This window comes from Serratia sp. Je.1.23.a (assembly GCF_051129805.1).
GTDB lineage: Bacteria > Pseudomonadota > Gammaproteobacteria > Enterobacterales > Enterobacteriaceae > Serratia > Serratia liquefaciens.
Genome location: NZ_JBCPSR010000005.1, coordinates 86,794 through 109,663, shown reverse-complemented (window position 1 = coordinate 109,663; position 22,870 = coordinate 86,794). Strand labels below are relative to the sequence as shown.

Annotated in this window: 18 protein-coding genes; 14 read left to right on the top strand and 4 right to left on the bottom strand. The window is 57.1% G+C overall.

Going from position 1 to position 22,870, the window contains the following annotated elements:
• Position 1: 1 nt before the first annotated feature.
• A complete protein-coding gene (locus AAZT04_RS17870; RefSeq protein ID WP_434681361.1) occupies positions 2-898 on the bottom strand; it encodes a LysR family transcriptional regulator in 897 nt (298 codons plus the stop codon).
• A 151-nt stretch (positions 899-1,049) separates the two neighbouring features.
• Between AAZT04_RS17870 and xapA the strand changes: the two genes are divergently transcribed.
• Together xapA and AAZT04_RS17860 are read left to right on the top strand one after the other, a co-directional pair.
• Positions 1,050-1,871: a xanthosine phosphorylase gene (gene xapA / locus AAZT04_RS17865; protein WP_046372607.1), complete on the top strand. Its 822-nt coding sequence runs from the start codon at positions 1,050-1,052 to the stop codon at positions 1,869-1,871.
• A gap of 81 nt (positions 1,872-1,952) precedes the next feature.
• A complete protein-coding gene (locus AAZT04_RS17860; RefSeq protein ID WP_041415706.1) occupies positions 1,953-3,212 on the top strand; it encodes a nucleoside permease in 1,260 nt (419 codons plus the stop codon).
• 38 nt (positions 3,213-3,250) lie between these two features.
• Here AAZT04_RS17860 and AAZT04_RS17855 read toward each other — a convergent pair whose 3' ends face one another.
• Positions 3,251-4,138 (bottom strand): PfkB family carbohydrate kinase, encoded by an 888-nt coding sequence (locus AAZT04_RS17855; RefSeq protein WP_020828675.1) that lies wholly within the window; start codon positions 4,136-4,138, stop codon positions 3,251-3,253.
• A 182-nt stretch (positions 4,139-4,320) separates the two neighbouring features.
• Between AAZT04_RS17855 and AAZT04_RS17850 the strand changes: the two genes are divergently transcribed.
• On the top strand, positions 4,321-6,486 hold the full coding sequence (locus AAZT04_RS17850) for a YgiQ family radical SAM protein (RefSeq protein WP_020828674.1): 2,166 nt from the start codon (positions 4,321-4,323) through the stop codon (positions 6,484-6,486).
• 63 nt (positions 6,487-6,549) lie between these two features.
• On the opposite strand, the gene AAZT04_RS17845 is transcribed toward AAZT04_RS17850, so the two are convergent.
• Both AAZT04_RS17845 and AAZT04_RS17840 read right to left on the bottom strand, forming a co-directional pair.
• A complete protein-coding gene (locus AAZT04_RS17845; RefSeq protein WP_041414972.1) occupies positions 6,550-7,155 on the bottom strand; it encodes a transglycosylase SLT domain-containing protein in 606 nt (201 codons plus the stop codon).
• A 38-nt stretch (positions 7,156-7,193) separates the two neighbouring features.
• Positions 7,194-8,396 carry an ROK family protein gene (locus tag AAZT04_RS17840; protein WP_174574798.1) on the bottom strand — a complete coding sequence of 401 codons (1,203 nt, stop codon included), beginning with the start codon at positions 8,394-8,396 and terminating at the stop codon, positions 7,194-7,196.
• Between the two features lie 107 nt (positions 8,397-8,503).
• Between AAZT04_RS17840 and AAZT04_RS17835 the strand changes: the two genes are divergently transcribed.
• From AAZT04_RS17835 to AAZT04_RS17785, 11 genes are all read left to right on the top strand, one after another.
• Positions 8,504-11,794, top strand: a complete 3,291-nt coding sequence (locus AAZT04_RS17835; RefSeq protein WP_434681182.1) for a DUF5107 domain-containing protein — start codon at positions 8,504-8,506, stop codon at positions 11,792-11,794.
• Positions 11,795-11,813: 19 nt separating this feature from the next.
• Entirely contained in the window at positions 11,814-13,235 is a 1,422-nt protein-coding gene (locus tag AAZT04_RS17830; RefSeq protein ID WP_020828670.1) for a sugar porter family MFS transporter, read from the top strand.
• Positions 13,236-13,398: 163 nt separating this feature from the next.
• Positions 13,399-14,382 carry a substrate-binding domain-containing protein gene (locus tag AAZT04_RS17825; RefSeq protein ID WP_129941662.1) on the top strand — a complete coding sequence of 328 codons (984 nt, stop codon included), beginning with the start codon at positions 13,399-13,401 and terminating at the stop codon, positions 14,380-14,382.
• A gap of 161 nt (positions 14,383-14,543) precedes the next feature.
• Positions 14,544-16,067 (top strand): sugar ABC transporter ATP-binding protein, encoded by a 1,524-nt coding sequence (locus AAZT04_RS17820; protein WP_234529743.1) that lies wholly within the window; start codon positions 14,544-14,546, stop codon positions 16,065-16,067.
• A gap of 35 nt (positions 16,068-16,102) precedes the next feature.
• Complete coding sequence (locus tag AAZT04_RS17815) at positions 16,103-17,083, top strand: ABC transporter permease (RefSeq protein WP_048759801.1); 981 nt, start codon at positions 16,103-16,105, stop codon at positions 17,081-17,083.
• A 48-nt stretch (positions 17,084-17,131) separates the two neighbouring features.
• Positions 17,132-18,190: a zinc-dependent alcohol dehydrogenase family protein gene (locus AAZT04_RS17810; protein WP_020828666.1), complete on the top strand. Its 1,059-nt coding sequence runs from the start codon at positions 17,132-17,134 to the stop codon at positions 18,188-18,190.
• Between the two features lie 14 nt (positions 18,191-18,204).
• Positions 18,205-19,092: an aldose 1-epimerase gene (locus tag AAZT04_RS17805; RefSeq protein WP_434681178.1), complete on the top strand. Its 888-nt coding sequence runs from the start codon at positions 18,205-18,207 to the stop codon at positions 19,090-19,092.
• 145 nt (positions 19,093-19,237) lie between these two features.
• Positions 19,238-19,549 carry a PTS sugar transporter subunit IIB gene (locus tag AAZT04_RS17800; RefSeq protein ID WP_020828663.1) on the top strand — a complete coding sequence of 104 codons (312 nt, stop codon included), beginning with the start codon at positions 19,238-19,240 and terminating at the stop codon, positions 19,547-19,549.
• 85 nt (positions 19,550-19,634) lie between these two features.
• Positions 19,635-20,954, top strand: a complete 1,320-nt coding sequence (locus tag AAZT04_RS17795) for a PTS sugar transporter subunit IIC (RefSeq protein ID WP_020828662.1) — start codon at positions 19,635-19,637, stop codon at positions 20,952-20,954.
• The gene (locus AAZT04_RS17790) at positions 20,951-21,280 is read left to right on the top strand and encodes a PTS lactose/cellobiose transporter subunit IIA (protein WP_020828661.1); all 330 of its coding nucleotides are present in this window, start codon (positions 20,951-20,953) and stop codon (positions 21,278-21,280) included. Before AAZT04_RS17795 ends, AAZT04_RS17790 begins: the two co-directional genes overlap by 4 nt.
• Positions 21,277-22,680, top strand: coding sequence for a GH1 family beta-glucosidase (locus tag AAZT04_RS17785; protein WP_434681175.1), 1,404 nt, complete (start codon positions 21,277-21,279; stop codon positions 22,678-22,680). Before AAZT04_RS17790 ends, AAZT04_RS17785 begins: the two co-directional genes overlap by 4 nt.
• The last annotated feature ends 190 nt before the right edge of the window (positions 22,681-22,870 follow it).

The following is a 22,870-nucleotide window of genomic DNA, read 5'->3' as shown; positions in this document are numbered from 1 at the left end:
GCTAAGCTGCCGAACCCAACATCGCCAGAAAGGCCTGCACCACCGGCGTCGCGCTGTCGGCATGGTAAATGGCGTACAAATCCGCTGACGGTGCCTGCTTCAGCGGGCAAAAACGCACGCCGGGCCACGGAATGCGGCCGTAGCTGTCCGGCAACAGCGTGATGCCATAGCCTTCGGCCACCAGCGCCATCAGGGTTTGCGGTTCGTTGACCTGATAGGCGATATCCGGTTTGAACCCCTGCTGCAAACACAGGTTGTGCAGATATAGCCCCAGACTGGCCTCATGAGGCGGCAGCACGATGAATTTTTCATGCCGCAGCGCCGCCAGCGGCAGGCTTTCCGCCTGTGCCAGCGGGTGATCGAGCGGTAGCACCAGCGCAATGTTCTCCCGTGCCAGCAGTTGGCATGCCAGTCCCGGTAATATCTGTTCCCTGGCTTCTCGCCACACGCCGATATCAATATGACGTTTTTGCAGCGCCGTTATTTGCTGGCCGGGTGTCAGTTCGTTCAACGCCCAGGTGACGTTGGCCGTTTGTTCGGTAAAGCGCTTCAGCGCCGGTATCAGCCCACCCCACACCGATGTGCCGACCATGCCAATCACCATATGGCCCGCTTCGCCACGCCCCAATTGCTGCACCTGATTGAGTGCATTACCCGCCTGATCCAATAGCATCTCGACGTTGTGAAACAAGGTTCGGCCCGCCAGCGTCAGCGCCATCGAGCGGGTGGTGCGTTTGAACAGCTCTACGCCCAGTTGGCTCTCCAGCTCTTTAATGTGTTTGCTGAGCGGGGGTTGGGAGATGTTCAGCCGCAGTGCGGCTTGGGTGAAGTTCATCTCTTCCGCCACCACGCGAAAATAGTGCAGCAGGCGGAAGTTAATCCGGCTGGGATCCGGCAGTTGCTGTGGCTGCTTTAGGTTGATGATGGCCTCCTGATGCGAGCAATTTATAGATGAATGGAATAAATCAGCCGCCAATAATGTATTGGTCGCCAGTGCGCATCGCTCTCTACTATGGGGATTATTTCACCCTTCCACAGAAGAGAATACTATGTTTAATCAAGAAGATGCTTTTTCCTGTGCTGAAACTATCCGCGCCCGCCTGCCGGGCTTCCAACCGCGAGCGGCTTTGATTCTGGGCTCCGGCTTGGGGGCGTTGGCGGAGGTGATGACCGACACCCTGACCATCGACTACGCCGAACTGCCGGGTTTCCCGGTCAGCAGCGTGGTGGGGCATGCCGGCCAGTTGGTTGCCGGCTGGCTGGAAGGTGTTCCTGTCGTGTGCATGAAAGGGCGCGGTCATTACTATGAAGGGCGCGGTATGCAGGTGATGACCACTGCCGTACGTACCTTCAAACTGTTGGGCTGCGAATTCCTGCTGGCGACCAACGCCGCCGGTTCGTTGCGCCAGTCGGTGCCGCCGGGCAGCCTGGTGGCCCTCACCGATCACATCAACTTTATGCCCGAGTCGCCGTTGGTTGGCGATAACGATGAGCGTTTCGGTCCGCGCTTTTTCAGCCTGGCCAATGCCTACGATCGCGATTTGCGTGCTCAACTGACGCAGGTGGCCCAGCGCGTGGGTATTCCGCTGGCGGAAGGGGTGTTTGCCGCTTACACCGGGCCCAACTTCGAAACCCCGGCTGAAATTCGCATGATGCAAACGCTGGGGTGCGACGTGGTCGGCATGTCCATCGTGCCGGAAGTGCTCTCTGCGCGCCATTGCGGGCTGAAAGTGCTGGTGGTTTCGGCGATGACCAACTACGCCGAAGGGCTGTCCGATACGCCACTGTCCCACGAGCAAACGCTGAGCTGCGCGGCCCTGGCGGCAGAAGACTTTATGCGCCTGATCCGTGAGTTCTTCAAAACGCTGTAACGCTGCAAATTCCCCCGCGGCGAGGTGCAGGGGCCTGGCCGCGCGAATCATCGTTTTAATCAAAATAATAAGGTGATGGTGATGGCAATAAAAACGCGACTGAAGATAATGGTTTTTCTGCAGTTTTTTATTTGGGGTGCCTGGCTGGTTACGCTGGGGTCTTACATGATTAATACCCTGCATTTCAGCGGGTTGCAGGTGGGCATGGTGTACAGCGCCAAAGGCGTCGCGGCGCTGATTATGCCGGGGCTGGCGGGCATTCTTGCCGACCGCTGGATCAGGGCCAATTACCTGTACGCGCTCTGTCATCTGTTCGGTGCGCTTGCGCTGTATTGCGCCGCCCAGGTTGAGCAGCCGATGGTGATGTTCTGGGTCATGCTGTTCAACGCCATGGTGTATATGCCGACCATTTCGCTTTCCAACGCCATTGCCTATTTCTGCCTGGAAAAGCACGGTTACGACACGGTGAAAGATTTCCCCCCGGTGCGGGTATACGGCACCCTGGGCTTTATTGTGGCGATGTGGCTAATCGGCTTTAGCCGAATTGAGCTGAGCAATATGCAGCTGTATCTGGCTTCTGCCGTGTCACTGTTGCTGGCCTGCTATTCTCTGACGCTGCCGAATTGCCCGACCAGCAAAGTCGAAAAATCGAAAAGCTGGTTCAGCGTGCTGGGGCTGGACGCGTTGGTGCTGTTTCGCCAGCGGCGTATGGCGCTGTTTTTCCTGTTTGCCATGCTGTTGGGCGCGGCACTCCAGATCACCAACACCTTCGGCAATCCCTTCCTGCATGATTTCGCGAGCAACCCGCTGTATCAGGACAGCATAAGCGTCCGATACCCGGCGGTGCTGTTGTCGTTGTCACAAATCTCCGAGGTGTTCTTTATCCTCACCATTCCGTTCTTCCTGCGTCGATACGGTATCAAACAGGTGATGCTGATCAGCATGGCGGCCTGGACGCTGCGCTTCCTGTTCCTGGCCTATGGCACCCCGGTTGGTTTCGGCTTTGTGCTGTTGCTGCTGTCGATGATCGTTTACGGCTGTGCCTTTGATTTCTTTAATATCTCCGGGGCCATCTTCGTTGAGAAAGAGGCCGATAGCCGCATCCGCGCCAGTGCGCAGGGGTTATTCATGACCATGGTCAACGGTATCGGCGCGTATCTGGGGGCGATAGCCAGCGGCGAAGTGGTGGATTTCTTCACCCACGACGGCGTCAAAGATTGGCAGAGCATCTGGTTGATCTTCGCGCTGTATACGTTGGTGCTGGGGATCATTTTTGCGCTGACCTTCAACTATCAGCACCGGCCGGAAGAATATGTCGGGCCGGTAGAGCGAGCGCATTAGAAAAAGGAGATGGGCGCGCAAACCGCGCCCATTTGGCATCAAACGTCGGGGAAACGCTGTTGTAGCTGTTGCCAGTCTGGCCCGTCGCTTGCACCTTGGGTTGCTACCACGCAGGCGGCCACGCGGTTAGCCAGATCGACCGCTTGCGGCAATGGCCAACCGGCGGAGAGCCCGGCCAGCAGGCCGGCACAGTGGGCGTCGCCCGCACCCAGAGTATCGACGACGTTCACCGGATAGGCCGCTATCTGGAGCGGCGGGGTGTCGCCACGGCAAATCCAGACGCCATCGCAATCCAACCGACAGATCAGCGTGATATTATGCGCGGTGGCAAACTGCTGGGCCAGAGTGAGCGCATCGCCTGCGCCGCAGAGCGTGACCACTTCATTACGGTTCAGCGTCAGCAGGGTGTGGCTGTCGCTGAGCATGGCAAAGAAATCTTCATCCAATTGAGCGATGCCCGGTCCGGGATCAATCAGCCGCCACTGGTCAAACGGCAAGCGTGTTAACCATTCACGTACCGCCTCGCCGCTTTCTCCGGCCAACTGCTCGCCGCTGATGTAAATCAGCGTGTCTTCGCTCAAGGGCAGCGTGCCCAACTGGGCTTTATTCCACTGGGTTTCGCAGCCGGGCTCGATCACCGACAGCGACTCGCCGTTGGGTTGCATCTGTGTCAGACGGCGGCCGTTGTCCATTTGACCATGGCGCAGCAGTACCTGCAGGCCTAAACTTTCCATCTCGGCTTCAATCGCGGCGCCCCATACTCCATTGCCGACCGGCATACCGTTGAGCACCGGGACCTGCAGGCGCTTCAGCGCCCGCGCAACATTAAACGCGCAGCCACCTATTTTTTGCTCCTGCGTCAGCGTCACCTCAACGATCGCGCTGCCCAGGGCCAGAATCGGTTTTACTGCTAAAAACTCACTCATTGATCTCCTCCGCTGTCGGCCGGTGGGCCGAACAGAATGCGCTATGATGACCGCGCAGGCGCGTGGAGTCGAGAGGGAAGCCCGAGATGCTGTGGCGAAGGCGTGAAATAACCATGCTCTTTTTGTCACTAGTGCGTATAATCGCCGCCCGGCGATTAATTAACCTGTGAAAGAGCACCAGAATGAGCACTACCAGCCTGATCCAACCCGATCGTGAATTGTTTTCCTATAAGCCTTATTGGGCCGAATGTTATGGCACCGCGCCATTTTTACCGATGTCGCGCGAAGAGATGGATCAACTGGGCTGGGATAGCTGCGATGTGATCATTATCAGTGGTGACGCCTATGTCGACCACCCGAGTTTTGGTATGGCGATCATCGGCCGCATGTTGGAAGCGCAGGGCTTCCGCGTCGGCATCATTGCGCAGCCGGACTGGAGCAATAAAGAAGATTTCATGCGCTTGGGCAAACCGAACCTGTTCTTCGGCATCACCGCCGGCAACATGGACTCGATGATCAACCGTTATACCGCCGATCGAAAACTGCGTCACGATGATGCCTATACCGCCGGCAACGTGGGCGGCAAACGTCCGGATCGCGCGACGCTGGTTTACAGTCAACGTTGCAAAGAAGCCTATAAAGACGTGCCGATCGTGCTGGGCGGCATCGAAGCCAGCCTGCGTCGTATCGCTCACTACGATTACTGGTCTGATACCGTACGCCGTTCGGTGTTGGTGGACTCCAAAGCTGACATGCTGATTTACGGCAACGGCGAGCGTCCGCTGGTGGAAGTGGCGCACCGCCTGGCTGCGGGCGAGAAAATCAGTGAGATCCACGACATCCGTAACACCGCGGTGATGCGCAAGGGCGCGTTGCCGGGCTGGACCGGCGTGGATTCTACCCGTCTGGACAAGCCGGGCCGCATTGAGCCTATCCCGAACCCTTACGGCGACGATCTGCCGTGCGCCGACGGCGGTAAACCGGAGCCGGAGGCCAAACCGGTTACCGTGCGCGCCGCCAAGCCCAAGCCGTGGGAAAAAACCTACGTGTTGCTGCCGTCATTTGAAAAGGTGAAGGCCGACAAGGTTCTGTATGCGCACACTTCGCGCATTCTGCACCATGAAACCAACCCTGGCTGTGCCCGTGCGCTGATGCAGTCGCACGGCGACCGTTACGTGTGGATCAACCCACCGGCGATCCCGCTGACCACGCCGGAAATGGACAGCGTGTTTGCCCTGCCGTACCAGCGTATTCCGCACCCGTCCTACGGCAAGGAAACCATTCCTGCCTATGACATGATCCGCTTCTCGGTCAACATCATGCGCGGTTGCTATGGCGGCTGTTCATTCTGTTCGATTACCGAGCACGAAGGGCGCATCATCCAGAGCCGTTCGGAAGACTCCATTATTCGCGAGATCGAAGAAATTCGTGACAAAGTACCGGGCTTTACCGGTGTGATCTCCGATTTGGGCGGCCCGACCGCCAACATGTACATGCTGCGCTGTACCAACCCGCGCGCTGAGCAGACCTGCCGCCGCGCCTCGTGCGTGTACCCGGAAATCTGCACCTACATGGACACCAACCACGAACCGACCATCAAGCTGTATCGCCGTGCGCGTTCGTTGGAAGGCATCAAGAAGATCCTGATCGCCTCTGGCGTGCGTTACGATCTGGCGGTGGAAGATCCGCGCTATATCAAAGAGCTGGCTACCCACCACGTTGGCGGCTACCTGAAGATTGCGCCGGAACACACCGAAGAAGGCCCGCTGTCGAAAATGATGAAGCCGGGCATGGGCAGCTACGACCGGTTTAAACAGCTGTTTGACCATTACTCCAAGCTGGCGGGCAAAGAGCAGTATCTGATCCCGTATTTCATCTCCTCGCATCCGGGCACCCGCGATGAGGATATGGTGAATCTGGCGCTGTGGCTGAAGAAAAACCGTTTCCGTCTCGATCAGGTACAGAACTTCTATCCGTCACCGATGGCAAACTCCACCACCATGTATTACAGCGGCAAGAACCCGTTGAGCAGAGTGGGTTATAAGAGTGAAGATGTGGTGATACCGAAAGGCGATCGTCAGCGTCGCCTGCACAAGGCGCTGTTGCGTTACCACGATCCGGCCAACTGGGCGATGATCCGTACCGCTCTGGAAGAAATGGGCATGAAGCACCTGATCGGCAGCCGTCGCGAGTGTCTGGTGCCGGCACCGAGCATTGACGAACAGCGCGAAGCCAAGCGCTTGCAGCGTCATACCCGCCCGGCGCTGACCAAGCACACCGACATCACCCGTCAGCGTACGCCGTCCAACAAGCCGCCGCGCAAGCCGATTCGTAACGGCAAGCCATAACGGCTCAGCACTGGCTTAAATGAAAAGGAGAACCCTCGGGTTCTCCTTTTTTGCTTTTGAAAATCAGAGCTGCTCGTAGGCCGCTTCTACCTTCATCAAGTGGCGCGGCGCCTGCGGGGCGGGATGATACTTGCGCACGTGCCAGTTAAAGGCTTCCGGTGACAGATTGTTAATCATCGAAATGGCTTGCTGGCGGTTGCTGGAGAAGGTCCGCAGCAGCGCACCGGTGCCGTTGACGTAGGCGATGATGGTGGCATAACGCAGCGTGACAGGATCGTCGATGCCTTTAAGCTGCTGTTTTTGCAACACGGCCAGATAGGCTGCGCCGAGGTCGATATTGGTATCCGGATCCAGCAGATCGTCGTCGTCCGGACAGCCACGTTTCCCTTTGTAGCGATAGGCGTCACAGCCGGCGGTGTCGGCTTTCAACTGCATCAACCCGATAGCATTGGAGCGGCTGATTGCCGCCGGGTTAAAACCGGACTCGACCTTGATCATCGCAGCGATCAGTTTTTGATCGACATCGTATTTATCCGCAGCATCCTCAATCGCGTCGTCAAAGGCATGAGCATCATAACTGGTACGCGGTTTTTTGCTGGAACAACCGGCCAGGATCAGCATCAGGCATATCACGCCTGCGCGCGACCAGTGTCGTAGGGTGGGTTTCATGGTGCTCCGTATTGTTTTTGCTGGGATAAAAGTCGGCATCATAGCATCTCCGTCAGTGCCTGTTCGACATACAGATAGCCAATCCCCATCACCTGCTGCGCGCGCGTGAGTTGGCCAAAGCCGATATGCGTGGCCTGAGTCTGGATCTGATCGTGACGATCGAAGGGGTTGAACCCGGTCTGGCTGATGATGGTCTCCAGCCAGGCCTGACCGAAGCCACAGCTGCGGCCATAAAGATAAATACGGTTAATATTTAAGATGTTAAGGAAGTTATACAGGCTCAGGCCAATCGCTTGGGCGGCGCGTTGCACCAACACCTGCAACACGGGGTCCCCTTGATGATAACGGGCGATCAGCTCGGCGGTGGTGGGGGTTTTAAGCCTTTCGCCTTCGTGTTGCGCTCTGGGGGTGACTTTTAGCTGAATGCGCGCTTTTTTCTTCAGTGCCGACAGTGATGCGATGGTTTCCAGACAGCCGTAACGGCCGCAGGAGCACAGGCCACCATCGGGATCGACGATGGTGTGGCCAATCTGGCCGCTGCCGAACAGGCTGCCCCGGTAAATCTGCTGGTTGATCACGAACGACGAGCCGATGCCGTAATCGACGTTAATCACGCAGAAGTCCTGCGCGTTAGCGTTATTTTGCCACTTTTCTGCCAGCCCCAGCATCACGCAGTCGTTATCCAGCAGGACCTCGGTCTTCAGGCGCTCTTCCAGCAGGTATTTTATCTCCACCGGGCCTTCCCAGGGGGCCTGTGGCATGCGCTGCGACACCCCGGTGAGCGGGTTTACCTGGCCGTGGATCGACAGCGCTATTTTCAGCGGCATCCCCTGTTGTCGGCTGTGCAGGTGATAGATCTGCACCATTTCCTGCAGCATCGCCTGTGGCGTGGTGGCAACGATCGGTTGCGGCGTGAAGGCGCTGCACGGCGTGATCAGGCCATCCACCACGATGCTTTCAATCAGATAGGGCGACACGTTCAGGCACAGGATCCGTTGCTCAGAGGCAGCGATGCGGTAACTGCCGCCGCCCAGACCGCGGCGGTGCAAATTCTGCTGGTCGTGCTCAACCCGGCGTTCTTCCTGCAGCTCATCGAGAATTTTGCCGACGGCAGGAATAGACAGCTGTGAAAGCCGCGCCAGCGTCGATTTACTGGCCACCTTTTCCCGATACAGCAACGCGCACAGCACCCGTTTATTAAAATTGCGCACCCGTTGGTTATTCAACCCTTGCAATGCCATTCATTAAACCCCGTTTACTGTATTGCGTGATGGTAGCGCGTAAAGTAGCCGATTCTGTCATTTAGACTGCCTGAAAAGCAACCTTCAGTATTTTTAGCGAGGAAAACATGCACGGGACAGTCAAGGTTTGGCAAGAGCAGGTTGAATTACCCACTTACGGCACGGGCGAGCAGGACTCGCACCCGATGTTCCTGGAAAATCGCGTCTATCAGGGATCGTCCGGTGCGGTTTATCCCTATGGCGTTATTGACACCCTGAGCGGTGAAAAATCCCTGCGTCGCTATCAGGCGGTATATCTGGAAAACGACTACCTGCGCGTGATGCTGTTGCCGGAACTGGGCGGGCGTATTCATCGGGCTTACGACAAAGTGCAGCAGCGCGATTTTGTCTATCACAACGAGGTAGTGAAACCGGCGCTGGTGGGGCTGTTGGGGCCGTGGATCTCCGGGGGGATCGAGTTCAACTGGCCGCAACACCACCGTCCGACCACCTATATGCCGGTGGACTGCCAGATCCAGCAGCACGATAACGGGGCGCAGACCGTCTGGCTGGGGGAGGTGGAGCCGATGCGCGGGCTGCAGGTGATGGCCGGTTTCACGCTGTATCCTGACCGCGCGCTGATTGAAATCAGCGCCAAGATCTTTAACCCTAACCCGACGCCGCGCCATTTCCTGTGGTGGGCCAACCCGGCGGTGAAAGGTGGAGACGATCACCAGAGCGTATTCCCGCCGGATGTGACCGCCGTTTTTGACCATGGCAAGCGCGATGTCTCTTCGTTCCCTATTGCCACCGGCACCTACTACAAGGTGGATTATTCGGCCGGTGTGGATATTTCGCGCTACAAGAATATCCCGGTACCGACGTCTTACATGGCGCATAAGTCGGACTATGACTTTGTAGGCGCTTACAGCCACGATGAGCAGGGCGGATTGTTGCACATCGCCGATCGCCATGTGTCGCCCGGCAAGAAACAGTGGAGCTGGGGCCACGGCGAATTTGGCCAGGCCTGGGATCGCAATCTGACCGACAATAACGGCCCTTACATTGAGCTGATGACCGGGGTTTACACCGATAACCAACCGGATTTCACCTGGCTCGACGCCTACGAAGAAAAATGCTTCGTGCAGAATTTCCTGCCCTACAACACCCTGGGCATGGTGCAGAACGCCAACACCCGTGCCGCACTAAAACTGGAAAGCGACGGGCGACAACTGGTGTGGGGGTTGTATGCGGTCGCGCCGCTGGCGCAGCACCGGTTGGTGATCCGCAGCGATAGCGACCAGCAACTGCTGCTCGACCGCCGCGTTGATCTCACCCCCGGTGCGGCGCTGCTGGAGACCATGACCGGCGATTTCTCCGGTCGCCTGACGATTGAATTGCAGGACGCCCAGGGCCGCAGCGTACTCAGCTATCGCCAGCATCAGGCGAGCGAAAGCACCGAATTACCGCAGCCCGCCAAAGCGCCACTGGCGGCAGAACAGATCGTCAGCGTCGATGAAGCCTGGTTTATAGGCCAGCATCTGGAGCAGTACCACCATGCCAGCCGTTCGGCGTTCGATTACTACCAGCGGGGCCTGACGCTGGATCCTCTTGATTACCGCTGCAATTTGGCTCTGGCCACGCTGGAATATAACCGTGCCAATTTCCAACGTGCGATTGCCTACGCGGATGACGCGCTGGCGCGAGCCCATAACCTTAACCGCAACCCACAGTGCGGGTTAGCCAGCCTGATTCGTGCCTGCGCACAGGAACAATTGGGTAACGACGACGCGGCCTACGAGGATTTCTACCGCGCCATCTGGAGCGGTAACGGTAAACCGGGCGGTTTCTATGGTCTGGCGCGGGTCGCGGCGCGGCGCGGGGAGTATCAGCAGGCGCTGGCGTTTTGCGAAAGCAGCCTGAGTGTTAACGCCAGCCATTATCCGCTGATCGCCCTGAAAGCGCTGCTGTTGCAACGCCTGGGGAAAGGGGCACAGAGCCTGGACTATATCGATGACCAGCTTGTCGCCCGTCCGATGCATTACAGCCTGTATTACCTGCGCTATGCGCAAACTCACGCCGAGGCCGATTTACAACGACTGCGGTCGGTGACCGGTTGCCGTGGCATCAATGCGCTAAACATTGCCGGTCAACTCTGTGAATGGGGAGCCAAAGAGCAGGCGATTGAGTTACTGACGCTGTTGGACAGCCAGGAAACCTTGCCGCGCTATATGTTGGCCAGCCTGCGCAAAGGCGCGGTAAGTGACCGGGAATATCGGCAGCTGTTGGCGCAGGCGCGCGACGGCTTCGGCCACCAGGTGCGCTTCCCCAATACCCTGAATGAAGTGCAGATGCTAAGCCAACTGCAGGAGTGCGTTTTTGCACAGTATCTGTTGGCTTGTTTCCATTACAGCAAGCGCAACTACTCGCAGGCGGTAGTGCTGTGGCAGCAATGCGTGGAGCGGGAGCCGACGTTTGCCGACGCCTGGCGCAATCTGGGGATCTACGCCTTCAATAAACTCCAGCAGCATGACGTGGCGCTGGCGCATCTGCAGCAGGCCTTTGCTCTGCAACCTGATGACGCTCGGCTGCTGTTTGAACTGGATCAACTGAACAAACGCCTCGGTACTGCACCTGCTCAGCGGCTGGCGATGTTAGAGCAACATTTGCCGGTAGTGGCCCGGCGTGACGACCTTACCGCCGAATTGCTGAGCCTTTACAACCAGTGCGATCGGTTGAGTGACGCGCAACGGATCCTGCAGCAGCGTGAGTTTCACCCGTGGGAAGGTGGTGAAGGCAAAGTCACCGGCCAGTATCTGATCAATCTGCAACGGTTGGCATTCCAGGTGCTGCAACAGGGAGCGCCGCAGCAGGCGCAGCATTTGCTGCAGTCGGCGTTGCACTATCCGCAAAATCTGGGGGAAGGGCGTCTGGCTGGGCAAAGCGACAACGATATCTACTATTGGCTGGGTATCTGTGCTGCCCGGCAAGGCCAGCTCGAGGCAGCGGCCACCTGCTGGCAACAGGCCTGCGCGGGACACGGCGAACTGGCTGAAAGCCGCTACTACAACGACCAACCGGTGGATTATTTGTTCTATCGCGGCATGGCGCTCAAGCAACTGGGGCAGTCGGCACAGGCCGAACAGCAGTTCACCCAAATGCAGCAGTGGGCAAGCCAGCAGTCTGAGATGTTGCCTGGCGCCGATTTCTTTGCCGTTTCGCTGCCGGATTTGATGGCGTTGGACAATGACCTGCAACAGGCGCATCAACAGCACTGCCTGCTGGTGACGGCTTTGGCGCAACTGGGGTTAGGACAGTTAGCCGCAGCGCAGCAAACGTTAAGCGAGCTGCTGGCGATAAATCCTGCGCATGACAAAGCGCGTTTATTCACCGTGCTGGCCGAGACTTTAGCCAACTGATGCCCAAAAGGGGACCAATGTGACGAATAAACTGAACATGCCCTATGTCTGGACTATCTGCCTGGTCGCCGCTTGCGGTGGCCTGTTATTCGGCTACGACTGGGTGGTCATAGGCGGGGCCAAGCCTTTCTACGAGGCCTATTTTGGCATCACCGATCCCGCCCAGTCAGGCTGGGCGATGAGTTCGGCGCTGGTGGGCTGTATTTTCGGCGCGGTGATCTCGGGCCTGCTGTCGGATCGTTTTGGCCGCAAGCTGCCGCTGGCGATTGCCGCCTTGACCTTCGTGATCTCGGCCTGGGGCACCGCCGTGGCCACCAGTTTTGACGCCTTTATCATTTACCGCATTGTCGGCGGGGTTGGCATTGGCCTGGCTTCGGCGCTGTCGCCGGTGTATATCGCCGAAATCAGCCCGGCGGCACAGCGGGGTCGCTTCGTTGCGGTGAACCAATTGACCATTGTGATCGGGGTATTGGCAGCGCAGTTGATCAACCTGCTGATCGCCGATCCGGTGGCGGCCAATGCCGGTCAGGCGGAGTTGTTGGCCAGCTGGAACGGACAGGTTGGCTGGCGTTATATGTTTGGCGCCGAACTGGTACCGGCGCTGGCCTTCCTGCTACTGATGCTGGCAGTGCCGGAATCGCCACGCTGGCTGGCGAAGGTCGGCCGCCACGAGCAGGCGCAGAAGGTCTTGCGACGCATCGGCAATGAAAGCTATGCGCAGCAAACGCTAAAGGAGATCCGTCAAACGCTGGACAAGGACAGCGGCAAGGTGCCGCTCAGTGCGCTGCTGCGCAGCGATGTACGACCGGTGTTGGTGATAGGCATTGTGCTGGCGATATTTCAGCAGTGGTGCGGTATCAACGTGATCTTTAACTATGCGCAGGAGATCTTCGCGTCGGCAGGGTTCGATATTAACGATACGTTGAAGTCGATCGTCGCCACCGGGCTGATCAACCTGATCTTCACCTTGCTGGCTTTACCGCTGGTGGATCGCATTGGCCGACGCCGGCTGATGCTGATAGGTGCCTGTGGATTAACGGTGATCTACCTGCTGATGGCGGCGGCTTACGCCTATGGTTTGCTGGGGCTGCCGGTGTTGTTACTGGTGTTGGTCGCCATCGCTATCTATGCCGTCACGCTTGCCCCCGTTACCTGGGTACTGCTGTCTGAAATCTTCCCCAATCGCATTCGCGGAGCGGCCATGGCCGCCGGTACCTTTGCGCTGTGGGTGGCCTGTTTTGTCCTGACCTATAGCTTCCCGTTGCTGAATGCCGCATTGGGCGCAGCGGGCAGTTTCCTGTTGTATGGCGTCATTTGCCTGGCCGGTGCGGGGTTCATTTACGCCAGAGTGCCGGAAACCAAAGGCATTACTCTGGAAGCACTGGAAGAACAGCTCAGTGCAGCAGGCACGGATCGCGCCAGGGAGAAAAAGTTTACTTAACCCTGTTTAGTTTAATGCGTGATCCTGTGGCGGTAAGTAATCAGTTTGATCATTTAGTGTAATGAGTCTGTGCTCCGCCTGAGGGCGAACAGCGGTAAAGCCTTCAGGCGGGATAATAAAAATAGGCAGCAAGAGGTTAATGAACATTAACTGGAGAATAACGATGTTGCTAAAAAAAATAAAACACGTGCTGTTAGCCATTACCGGGGGCCTGATTATTTTCAGTGCAGGCGCACAGGCTAAAAATGACAAAACCGCCATCGGCGCTATTTATCTCGATACCCAGGGGTATTACGCCGGGGTCCGCTGGGGTGTGCAAGATGGCGCCGCCAAGGACAAAGGGAAAATTGAAATCATAGAAACTAATGCGCAGGGGGATGTTTCTAAAGAAAGTTCGTTTATCGATACCATGATTGCGCGCGACGTGAATGCCATCGTGCTTTCCGCCGTTTCGGTGAATGGCAGCGTGCGGGCTATCAAGCGTGCCAATGAAGCCAGCATTCCGGTGATTTGTTACAACACCTGCATTAATGAGAAAGGCGTAGATAAATATGTTTATGCCTATTTGGTCGGCGATCCCTACGAGTTTGGCAAAAAACTGGGTAATACCGCCGCCGACTACTTCATTGAAAAGAAAATAACCGAGCCTGCGATCGCCGTTATTAATTGCGAAGCCTTCGAAGTTTGCGTGCAACGGCGTAAAGGATTTGAAGAGGCGTTAAAAGCGAAAGTACCGGGCATGAAAATCGTCGCTAATCAGGAAGGCACCGTGCTGGACAAGGCGATATCGGTCGGCGAGAAACTGCTGATTTCCTCCGGGAAAGTCGATGCCATTTTCGGCGAATCCGGCGGCGCTACGCTCGGGGCGGTTAAAGCCGTGCGCAACCAGAACAAGGTCGGCCAAACGGTGGTATTCGGCTCGGACATGACCACCGAAATCGCGCAGGAACTGGTGAACCGTCAGGTACTGCAGGCGGTGGTGGATATCTCGGGCAAGAAAATGGGGGTGTTGGTCTTTACTCAGGCGATGAACGCCATCAACCAGCGGCCGGTCGGCCAAAAGGTGGTGCAGGTGCCGATCGATCTCTACGCCTCGTCGCAGAGCGCTACTGATTGGCTAGTGACTCACAAAGACGGCTTACCTTAGAGCTTATTCCATTAGGCTATTTTATTTGTCAGTTTGGCCCTGGGCAGTGCTCAGAATCCTCACGTACTCTGTGTACGCTCCGGTTCTTCCGCGCTGTCCTTGTCCAAACTGCCTGCAACAATGACGCCTACTGGGATAGGCTCTTAATGTCGGTGGCTTGCATGAGTGACAGAGCCTTAAACGAATTGGCGCAGCAACCGGTCGTGGCCCGCATTCAATCGGGGCATAAACGTTACCCGGGAGTGGTGGCGCTGCAAGATGTGAATTTCACGCTGCGGCGTGGCGAGGTGCGCGCTCTGCTGGGAAAAAACGGCGCGGGCAAGTCCACCTTGATCCGCATGTTGACCGGCAGTGAGCGGCCGGACGCCGGGCAGGTGTTTATCGGCGATCGACTGCTGGAGGGGCCAGATGCGCTGTTGACGCGCCGGGCCGGTGAGCTTGGCGTGCGGGCCGTCTATCAGGAGTTAAGCCTGGTTCAGGACATGAGCGTGGCGGAAAACCTGTGTTTGGGGGCCTGGCCGCAGCGCGCCGGCGTGATTGACGCACCAGGCATGCTGGCGCAGGCCCGGCACGCGTTGGCGCTGCTCGGGGTGGACATCGATCCTCAACAATGGGTTCGCGATCTCAGCCCGGCGCAGCAGCAACTGGTGGAGATCGCCCGGGCCTGTCAGGGGGATCCCAAAGTGGTGATCCTCGACGAGCCAACCAGTTCGTTGGCCAACGCCGAGGCCGATCTGGTCGCGGCGGCAGTGATGCGCCTTTCCGCCGCCGGGATTGCAGTGGTGTATGTCAGCCACCGAATGAACGAGATCCGCCGGCTGGCATCGTCCTGCACCATCATGCGCGACGGCCGCGTGGCGGGTGACGTGGCGCTGGACAACACCTCCACCCAGCAAATTGTCGACCTGATGCTGGGCCATCAGGACCACCATACGCAAACCGTCACGGCCCCGAAGGGCGGGGACAAGGTTTTTGAAGTTAAACAATTATCGCTGCCGCCCAAATTGCATCAGGTGAGTTTCGAGCTGCGGCGTGGCGAAGTACTGGGTATTGCCGGGTTGTTGGGCGCAGGCCGCAGTGAATTGCTGAAAGCCATCGTTGGTCTGACGCCGTTCGTCGAAGGCGAGCTGATCCTCGACGGTGAAGCGCTGATCTGCCCGAATTACGCCCAGATGCTCCAGCGCGGTATGGCCTACACGCCGGAAAACCGAAAGGCGGAGGGCATCATGCCGTTGCTGGGCGTGGATGAAAATACCGTGATGACAGACAGCCGCTCCGTCAGCCGCTTTGGCGTGCTGAATTGGCCGAAGATCAAACAGGCAACCTCGGCGATCGTCAGCCGGATGCGGGTGAAAACCGCAGAAACCGGCACGCCGATCATGACGCTTTCCGGCGGTAACCAGCAGAAGGTGGTGATCGGCCGTTGGGTTTACGCCAGAAGCCGGATCCTGTTGCTGGATGAGCCGACGCGCGGCGTGGATGTCGAAGCGAAAAACCAAATTTACCGTATTGCGCGTGAGCTGGCGGCAGAGGGAAAAAGTATCATTTTCGTATCGAGCGAAGTGGAGGAATTACCCCAGGTCTGCGACCGGATCTTGTTGTTGCAGCAAGGCACGATAGTGAAGGAGTTTATCTCGCCCGTGGATGTTGAACAGCTGATGTCTGAAGTGCTGATGATCCAATAATTCTGCCCGCATTCGAAGGCACCGGAGGTAATACAATGTCCACATTGGTACCGGAAGTAAAAATAACCCGAACCCGAAAATTATCGAAGCACGCCAATGAACTGGGCCTGCTGGCAATTATTGTCGTGCTTTACCTGGTATTTTCTATTTATGCCACCGGGTTTATTTCGCTGAATAACCAAATGAATATCTTACGCGATGCCGCCACCATCGGCATTGCCGCCTGGGCCATGACGCTGATTATTATTTCTGGGGAAATCGACGTTAGCGTAGGCCCGATGGTGGCGTTTATCTCGGTGATCCTGGCTTATTTGATGCAGTACGCGATCCCGCTGCCGTTCGCGTTGATCCTGGCCTTGTGTTTGGGGGCGGCGTTGGGCTCGGTCGCCGGGGTGTTGCGAGGCTGGTTTAACGTGCCCAGCTTTGTCGCCACATTGGGGCTTTGGAGCGCCCTGCGCGGGATGGGATTGTTTATGACCAACGCCTTGCCGGTGCCGATCGACGAAAATGACGTGCTGGACTGGCTCGGTGGGCAGGTACTGGGCCTGCCGGTTTCGGCGGTGATTATGCTGATCCTGTTCGTGGTTTTTCAGTTTATCAGCAAGAAAACCGCCTTTGGCCGCTCGGTGTACGCCATTGGCGGCAACGCCAGCGCCGCCCAGCTGTGCGGCATTAACGTCAAACGCATTCGTATCCTGCTGTTTACCCTGGCCGGCCTGTTGGCGGCCGTCACCGGTATTCTGCTGGCGGCGCGCCTGGGCTCCGGTAATGCTGGTGCGGCCAGTGGCCTGGAGTTTGACGTGATTGCCGCCGTGGTGGTCGGGGGGACAGCCTTGTCCGGCGGGCGCGGTTCGATGCTCGGCACTCTGCTCGGCGTGCTGGTGATCACCCTGATTGGCAATGGTCTGGTCTTGCTGGGGATTAACTCCTTTTTCCAACAGGTGGTCAGAGGGGTGATTATCGTACTGGCGGTGCTGGCCAATATTATCGTGATGCAGAAGAACAATAAGCAATAGCCTCATATGCCACTAAAAATAACGCATTAAATCTGGAAGGAAAATATTATGGGAAAAATGTTGGCGGCTTATTTACCCGGAAATTCCACGGCAGAGCTGCGCGAGGTGGATATTCCGCAACCGGGTATTGGCCAGGTATTAATTAAAATGAAGTCGTCCGGTATTTGCGGCAGCGATATTCATTATATTTATCATCAGCACCGTGGCACGGCTGCCGCACCGGATCAGCCCTTGTACCGGGGATTTATTAACGGTCACGAACCTTGTGGGCAGATTGTCGCGTTAGGGGCCGGTTGCCGGCACTTTCGCGAGAGTGACCGCGTGCTGGTGTACCACATTTCCGGCTGCGGCTTTTGCAGCAACTGTCGCCGGGGCTATCCGATTTCCTGTACCGGCGTTGGCAAGGCTGCCTATGGCTGGCAACGGGATGGCGGCCACGCCGACTACCTGTTGGCGGAGGAAAAGGATCTGATCCATCTGCCGGATTCGCTCAGCTACGAAGACGGCGCTTTTATTTCCTGTGGCGTCGGCACGGCCTATGAAGGCATTGTGCGCGGCGAGGTGTCCGGCAGCGATCACGTGCTGGTCGTAGGGTTGGGCCCGGTTGGCATGATGGCGATGATGCTGGCGAAGGGGCGCGGGGCGAAAACGGTGATTGGCGTAGATGTCATACCGGAACGTCTGGCGACCGCGAAGCGGTTGGGGCTGATGGATCACGGTTTTCTGACCGGCGAGGGGGTGACAGAGCGCATTCGCGAATTGACCGCGGGCGGCGCCAACGTCACCCTCGACTGTTCCGGTAACGCTAAAGGACGGCTGCTGGCGCTGCAGGCCTCCTCGGACTGGGGAAGGGTTATCTACATCGGTGAAACCGGCAAGGTGGAATTTGAGGTCAGTGCAGACCTGATGCATCACCAACGACGAATTATCGGCTCCTGGGTCACCAGCCTGCACCATATGGAAAAATGTTGTACCGACCTGCACGACTGGAAAATGCATCCGCATCACGCGATTACCCACCGCTTTGCCCTTGAACAGGCTGCCGATGCTTATGCGCTGATGGCTTCCGGGCAGTGTGGCAAGGTGGTGATTAACTTCGCCGATTAACGCCAGGGGGCACTATGGCACTGTTTAGTTTGGATAACGGCTGCGTCTCGCTGGTGGTTTCCTCGTTGGGCGGCAGCGTGCTGAAATTCACCGCTTACACACCGGAGGGAGAGCTCCCTCTGCTGCGGCCTGCGGTAGTGAGTGACGCTACGCCAGCGCTGCAATCGGGATGTTTTCCTCTGGTCCCCTTCGGCAATCGGGTCAATCAAAACCGCTTCAGCTTCGAGCAGCAAGACTACCGGCTCAGCGCCAATACCGACTGGGATCGGCATTATCTGCATGGTGACGGCTGGCTGCAGGAATGGCAATGTGTTGAGCAAGGCGACGAAGTCCTTCACTTGCGCTATCAGCATGAGAATGGCCCTTATCGTTATCAGGTAGAGCAATACTTTACCCTGCATCAGCACCAACTCAGCATCGAACTGGCGGTAGAGCACACCGGTGAAAAGCCGATGCCCTATGGGCTGGGCTGGCATCCGTACTTTCCGTTAACCGCGCATACCCGGGTACAGGCATCCGCCGCGGCCTATTGGCGGGAGGCCGAAGACTGGCTGGCGGGCGAGCAGGAGGCGCTGAGCGAAGAAATGGATTTCAACCAGCCGGGGCCATTGCCGCGTCATTGGGTGAACAACGGCTTTAGCGGCTGGAACGGCGAGGCGGAGATCCAGTGGCCGGAGCAGGGAGCTCGGTTACGAATGAACACTCAGCCGACTTGTCCGGTTTATTTTCTGTTCGTCTCGGATCCGGCGTTCGATCCAGGTTATCAATTCGACTTTTTCTGTCTGGAACCCATGTCCCACGCGGCCAACGGGCATAACATGGCTGACCTGGGCGGGCTGCGCCGCCTGGCTAAAGGGCAGCGGTTTAGCCAGACGATGTTGCTCAGTTATTCCGCGTTTTAAGCCCGAAAATTAAAATTCGGATCTCCTTCACAGAACCCATTCAAACTCTGCAACCGGTTACTGAAACCGGTTGCGGTTTTCTCGTTTTTGAAACCATACTCATTCTTCAACTGAATCATTTGTACCTATGCCTCCAGGAGAACGGATGAAAAAAATATTCTTATGCTGCGCCGCAGGAATGTCGACCAGCATGGTGGTGAATAAAATGAAAAAGTCTGCCGAACAGCAGGGGATTGAGGTTGATATTATCGCCGTCGGCCTGGAGGAATTTGAATCCACATTGGCGAATTACCAATGTTGCCTGCTTGGGCCGCAGGTGAAATATAAGTTCGCCGATTTTAAAAAGATTGCCGACAGGGAAAATAAGCCGATAGCGGTAATAAACAGCATGGATTACGGCATGATGCGCGGCGATAAAATTCTCGCCGAAGCCTTACAGATGATCGCACAACACTGATCCCACCGGGCCGCCGGCATCAGGCCGTTTCCGCCGGTTTTCCCATCCTGTGACCATTGACTCAGCACCTCCCGAGGGTTGAACCATGAGTATCAGCCAGGCCGCATTCAATTTTATCGAAAACCGCATCAGCCCGATTGCCGGGAGATTATCGACTCAGCGACATATTATGGCGATCCGCGACGGTTTTATTTCCGCGATGCCCTTTATGATCGTCGGTTCATTCTTGCTGGTGTTTGCCTATCCGCCCTTTTCCGCCGACAGCAGTTGGGGCATTGCCCAATGGTGGCTGGGGGCGGCGGAAAAACATCAGGTCGCTATTCTCACCCCGTTTAATATGACGATGGGCATTATGTCCATCTATATCACCGCCGCCATTGCCTACAACCTGGCGCAGAGTTATAAGCTCGATCCCTTTATGGCGGCGATGCTGGCATTGATGTCTTTCTTGCTGGTGGCCGCACCGCAAAGCGAAAAAATGCTGCCGACCGCCGCACTGGGCGGCGTGGGGATCTTCACCGCCATTTTGGTGGCGATATACACCACCGAACTGATCCGCTTCCTTAAGGCGCACAATATCGGCATCTCGCTGCCGGAACAGGTGCCGGCCAAGATCAAGCAGTCGTTTGATCTGCTGATCCCGATCCTGGCGGTGGTGATCACCCTGTATCCGCTGAGCCTGCTGGTACAGCACCAGTTCAACCTGCTGTTGCCGCAGGCGATCATGGCGCTGTTCCAGCCTTTGATCTCCGCTGCGGATTCGCTGCCGGCGATCTTGCTGGCGGTGCTGATCGGCCATTTGCTGTGGTTTGCGGGTATCCACGGCGCGGTGATCGTTTCCGGCATGCTGCAGGCCTTCTGGCTCACCAACCTGGGGATTAACCAAGACGCGCTGGCCGCCAACCAACCGATGCCGCACATCTTTATGGAGGCCTTCTGGACCTTCTTTATCGTCATCGGCGGATCCGGCGCCACCTTTGGGCTGGTGCTGCTTTATCTGCGCAGCCGTTCGGCGCACCTGCGTTCGATCGGCAAGCTGAGCCTGGTGCCGAGTTGTTTCAACATCAACGAACCGGTGATCTTCGGCACGCCGATCGTGATGAACCCTACCTTCTTTATTCCGTTTATTACCGCGCCGATCGTCAATTCGATCATCGCCTACGCGGCGGTGAAGCTGGATCTGATCGGGCGGGTGATCTCGGTGGTGCCCTGGACCGCTCCGGCGCCGATTGGTGCCGCCTGGGCTACCGGTTGGGATTTCCGCGCCGCGCTGTTGGTGCTGCTGCTGGCGGCGGTTTCGGCGTTGATCTACTACCCATTCTTCAAAGTCTATGAGCAACAGCTGCTGGATCAGGAAGTGAGCGAAGCGGAGCAGATTGAACAGACACAAGGAGTCACCGAATGATGGACATGGAAACGGCGGTAATGGAGCTGATCATCAACGCCGGAGAGGCGCGCAGCTGCGCCATGCAGGCGCTGTATGCGGCGCGTAAGTACCAATGGGACCAGGTGGATATTCTGCTGGCGGAATCGCAACTGGCGGCGAAGCGCGCCCACGCCACCCAGACCGAGCTGATCGGTTTTGACGAGGGGGAGGGCAAGTTGCCGGTCAACCTGATTATGGTGCACGCGCAGGACCACATCATGAATGCCATGCTGGCGCGCGATCTGGTGGAGGAACTGGTGAGAATTTACCGATTACTGGAGCAAAACGGGGTGAAAAACCAATGAGCGTATTTCCGAAAGACTTTCTCTGGGGTGCCGCGACCGCGTCTTATCAGGTCGAGGGCGGCTATGATGCCGACGGCAAAGGCCTGTCCAACTGGGACCTGTTCTCTCACCTGCCAGGCACCACCTATCAGGGGACTAACGGCGACGTGGCGGTCGATCACTATCATCGCTTCCGTGAAGATGTGGCGCTGATGGCCGAGCTGGGTATGCAGACCTACCGATTCTCGATCTCCTGGCCACGGCTGCTGCCACAAGGTCGAGGAGAAGTGAACGAGGCCGGGATCCAATTCTACAGCGATCTGATCGACGAACTGCTCAAGCACAATATCAAACCGATGATCACCCTGTACCACTGGGATCTGCCGCAGGCGTTGCAGGACGCGTTTGGTGGTTGGGAATCACGAGAGATCGTCGATGCTTTTGATGAATATGCGCGTCTGTGTTACTCGCGGTTTGGCGACCGGGTCGAACTCTGGTCCACGTTCAATGAAACCATCGTGTTTATCGGCATGGGCTATTTCACCGGGGCGCACCCACCCAAACTGACCGATCCGAAAAAGGGCATTCAGGCGTGTCATCATGTGTTCCTGGCCAACGCCCGAGCGGTAAAAAGCTTCCGTGAAATGAAGATCAACGGCCAGATCGGCTTCGTCAACGTGCTGCAACCGAACGATCCGATCAGCGATTCGCCGCAGGATCGCCGAGCCTGCGAGATCGCCGAAGGGATCTTCACCCACTGGCTGTACGATCCGGTGCTGAAGGGCGAATACCCGTCAGAGCTGCTGGCGATGGCGCAGCAGGCCTTTGGCGTGCCGCATTTCGCGCCGGGCGATGAGGCATTGCTGAAAGAGAATATCGTCGATTTTATCGGCCTGAATTACTACAAGCGTGAAATGGTCGCGCACAACGATGACGTGGACGGTTATACCATCAACACCAGCGGGCATAAGGGCAGCGGGCGCGAGCTGGGCTTCAAGGGGTTGTTTAAACAGGTTCGCAATCCGAACGGCGTCTACACTGACTGGGACTGGGAGGTCTATCCGCAGGGGTTGACCGATGCCATTGGCCGTATCGTCAAACGCTACGGCAATATCCCAATCTACATTACCGAGAACGGGCTGGGAGCCAAGGATCCGATCGTCGAAGGTGAGGTGCGCGATCAACCACGTATTGATTATCTACGCGATCATATCCAGGCGATCGGCGCGGCGATCGAGCAGGGCGCGGATGTTCGTGGTTATTACCCGTGGTCGTTTATCGATCTGCTCTCCTGGCTCAACGGCTATCAGAAACAGTACGGCTTTGTGTATGTCGATCACGACAACAATCTGGCACGTAAGAAGAAGCAGAGCTTTGGCTGGTACCAGCGGGTGATCGCCACCAACGGCGAACGGTTGTAACTCGCTAAAGGGGTAAGTCTCAGTATGTCCCAGGCTGATAGGCAACACTTTAGCCTGGGCGGGTACTTACCCTCTTTTTCTGATCTGTTTGTCAATCATACCCTTCTCAAAATCCCCTCTTGCTATTCCATTTCGGCATACCCGTGTTGTGACTATTCATTACTCACCGCCTATAAAAACGCCATATAGT

Coding starts and splice junctions, on each gene's coding strand:
- AAZT04_RS17800 (WP_020828663.1), top strand. CDS start 19,238: ATGAAAAAAATATTCTTATGCTGCGCCGCAGGAATGTCGACCAGCATG.
- AAZT04_RS17790 (WP_020828661.1), top strand. CDS start 20,951: ATGATGGACATGGAAACGGCGGTAATGGAGCTGATCATCAACGCCGGA.
- AAZT04_RS17835 (WP_434681182.1), top strand. CDS start 8,504: ATGCACGGGACAGTCAAGGTTTGGCAAGAGCAGGTTGAATTACCCACT.
- AAZT04_RS17805 (WP_434681178.1), top strand. CDS start 18,205: ATGGCACTGTTTAGTTTGGATAACGGCTGCGTCTCGCTGGTGGTTTCC.
- AAZT04_RS17840 (WP_174574798.1), bottom strand. CDS start 8,396: ATGGCATTGCAAGGGTTGAATAACCAACGGGTGCGCAATTTTAATAAA.
- AAZT04_RS17850 (WP_020828674.1), top strand. CDS start 4,321: ATGAGCACTACCAGCCTGATCCAACCCGATCGTGAATTGTTTTCCTAT.
- AAZT04_RS17860 (WP_041415706.1), top strand. CDS start 1,953: ATGGCAATAAAAACGCGACTGAAGATAATGGTTTTTCTGCAGTTTTTT.
- AAZT04_RS17825 (WP_129941662.1), top strand. CDS start 13,399: ATGTTGCTAAAAAAAATAAAACACGTGCTGTTAGCCATTACCGGGGGC.
- AAZT04_RS17820 (WP_234529743.1), top strand. CDS start 14,544: ATGAGTGACAGAGCCTTAAACGAATTGGCGCAGCAACCGGTCGTGGCC.
- xapA (WP_046372607.1), top strand. CDS start 1,050: ATGTTTAATCAAGAAGATGCTTTTTCCTGTGCTGAAACTATCCGCGCC.
- AAZT04_RS17785 (WP_434681175.1), top strand. CDS start 21,277: ATGAGCGTATTTCCGAAAGACTTTCTCTGGGGTGCCGCGACCGCGTCT.
- AAZT04_RS17810 (WP_020828666.1), top strand. CDS start 17,132: ATGGGAAAAATGTTGGCGGCTTATTTACCCGGAAATTCCACGGCAGAG.
- AAZT04_RS17795 (WP_020828662.1), top strand. CDS start 19,635: ATGAGTATCAGCCAGGCCGCATTCAATTTTATCGAAAACCGCATCAGC.
- AAZT04_RS17855 (WP_020828675.1), bottom strand. CDS start 4,138: ATGAGTGAGTTTTTAGCAGTAAAACCGATTCTGGCCCTGGGCAGCGCG.
- AAZT04_RS17815 (WP_048759801.1), top strand. CDS start 16,103: ATGTCCACATTGGTACCGGAAGTAAAAATAACCCGAACCCGAAAATTA.
- AAZT04_RS17845 (WP_041414972.1), bottom strand. CDS start 7,155: ATGAAACCCACCCTACGACACTGGTCGCGCGCAGGCGTGATATGCCTG.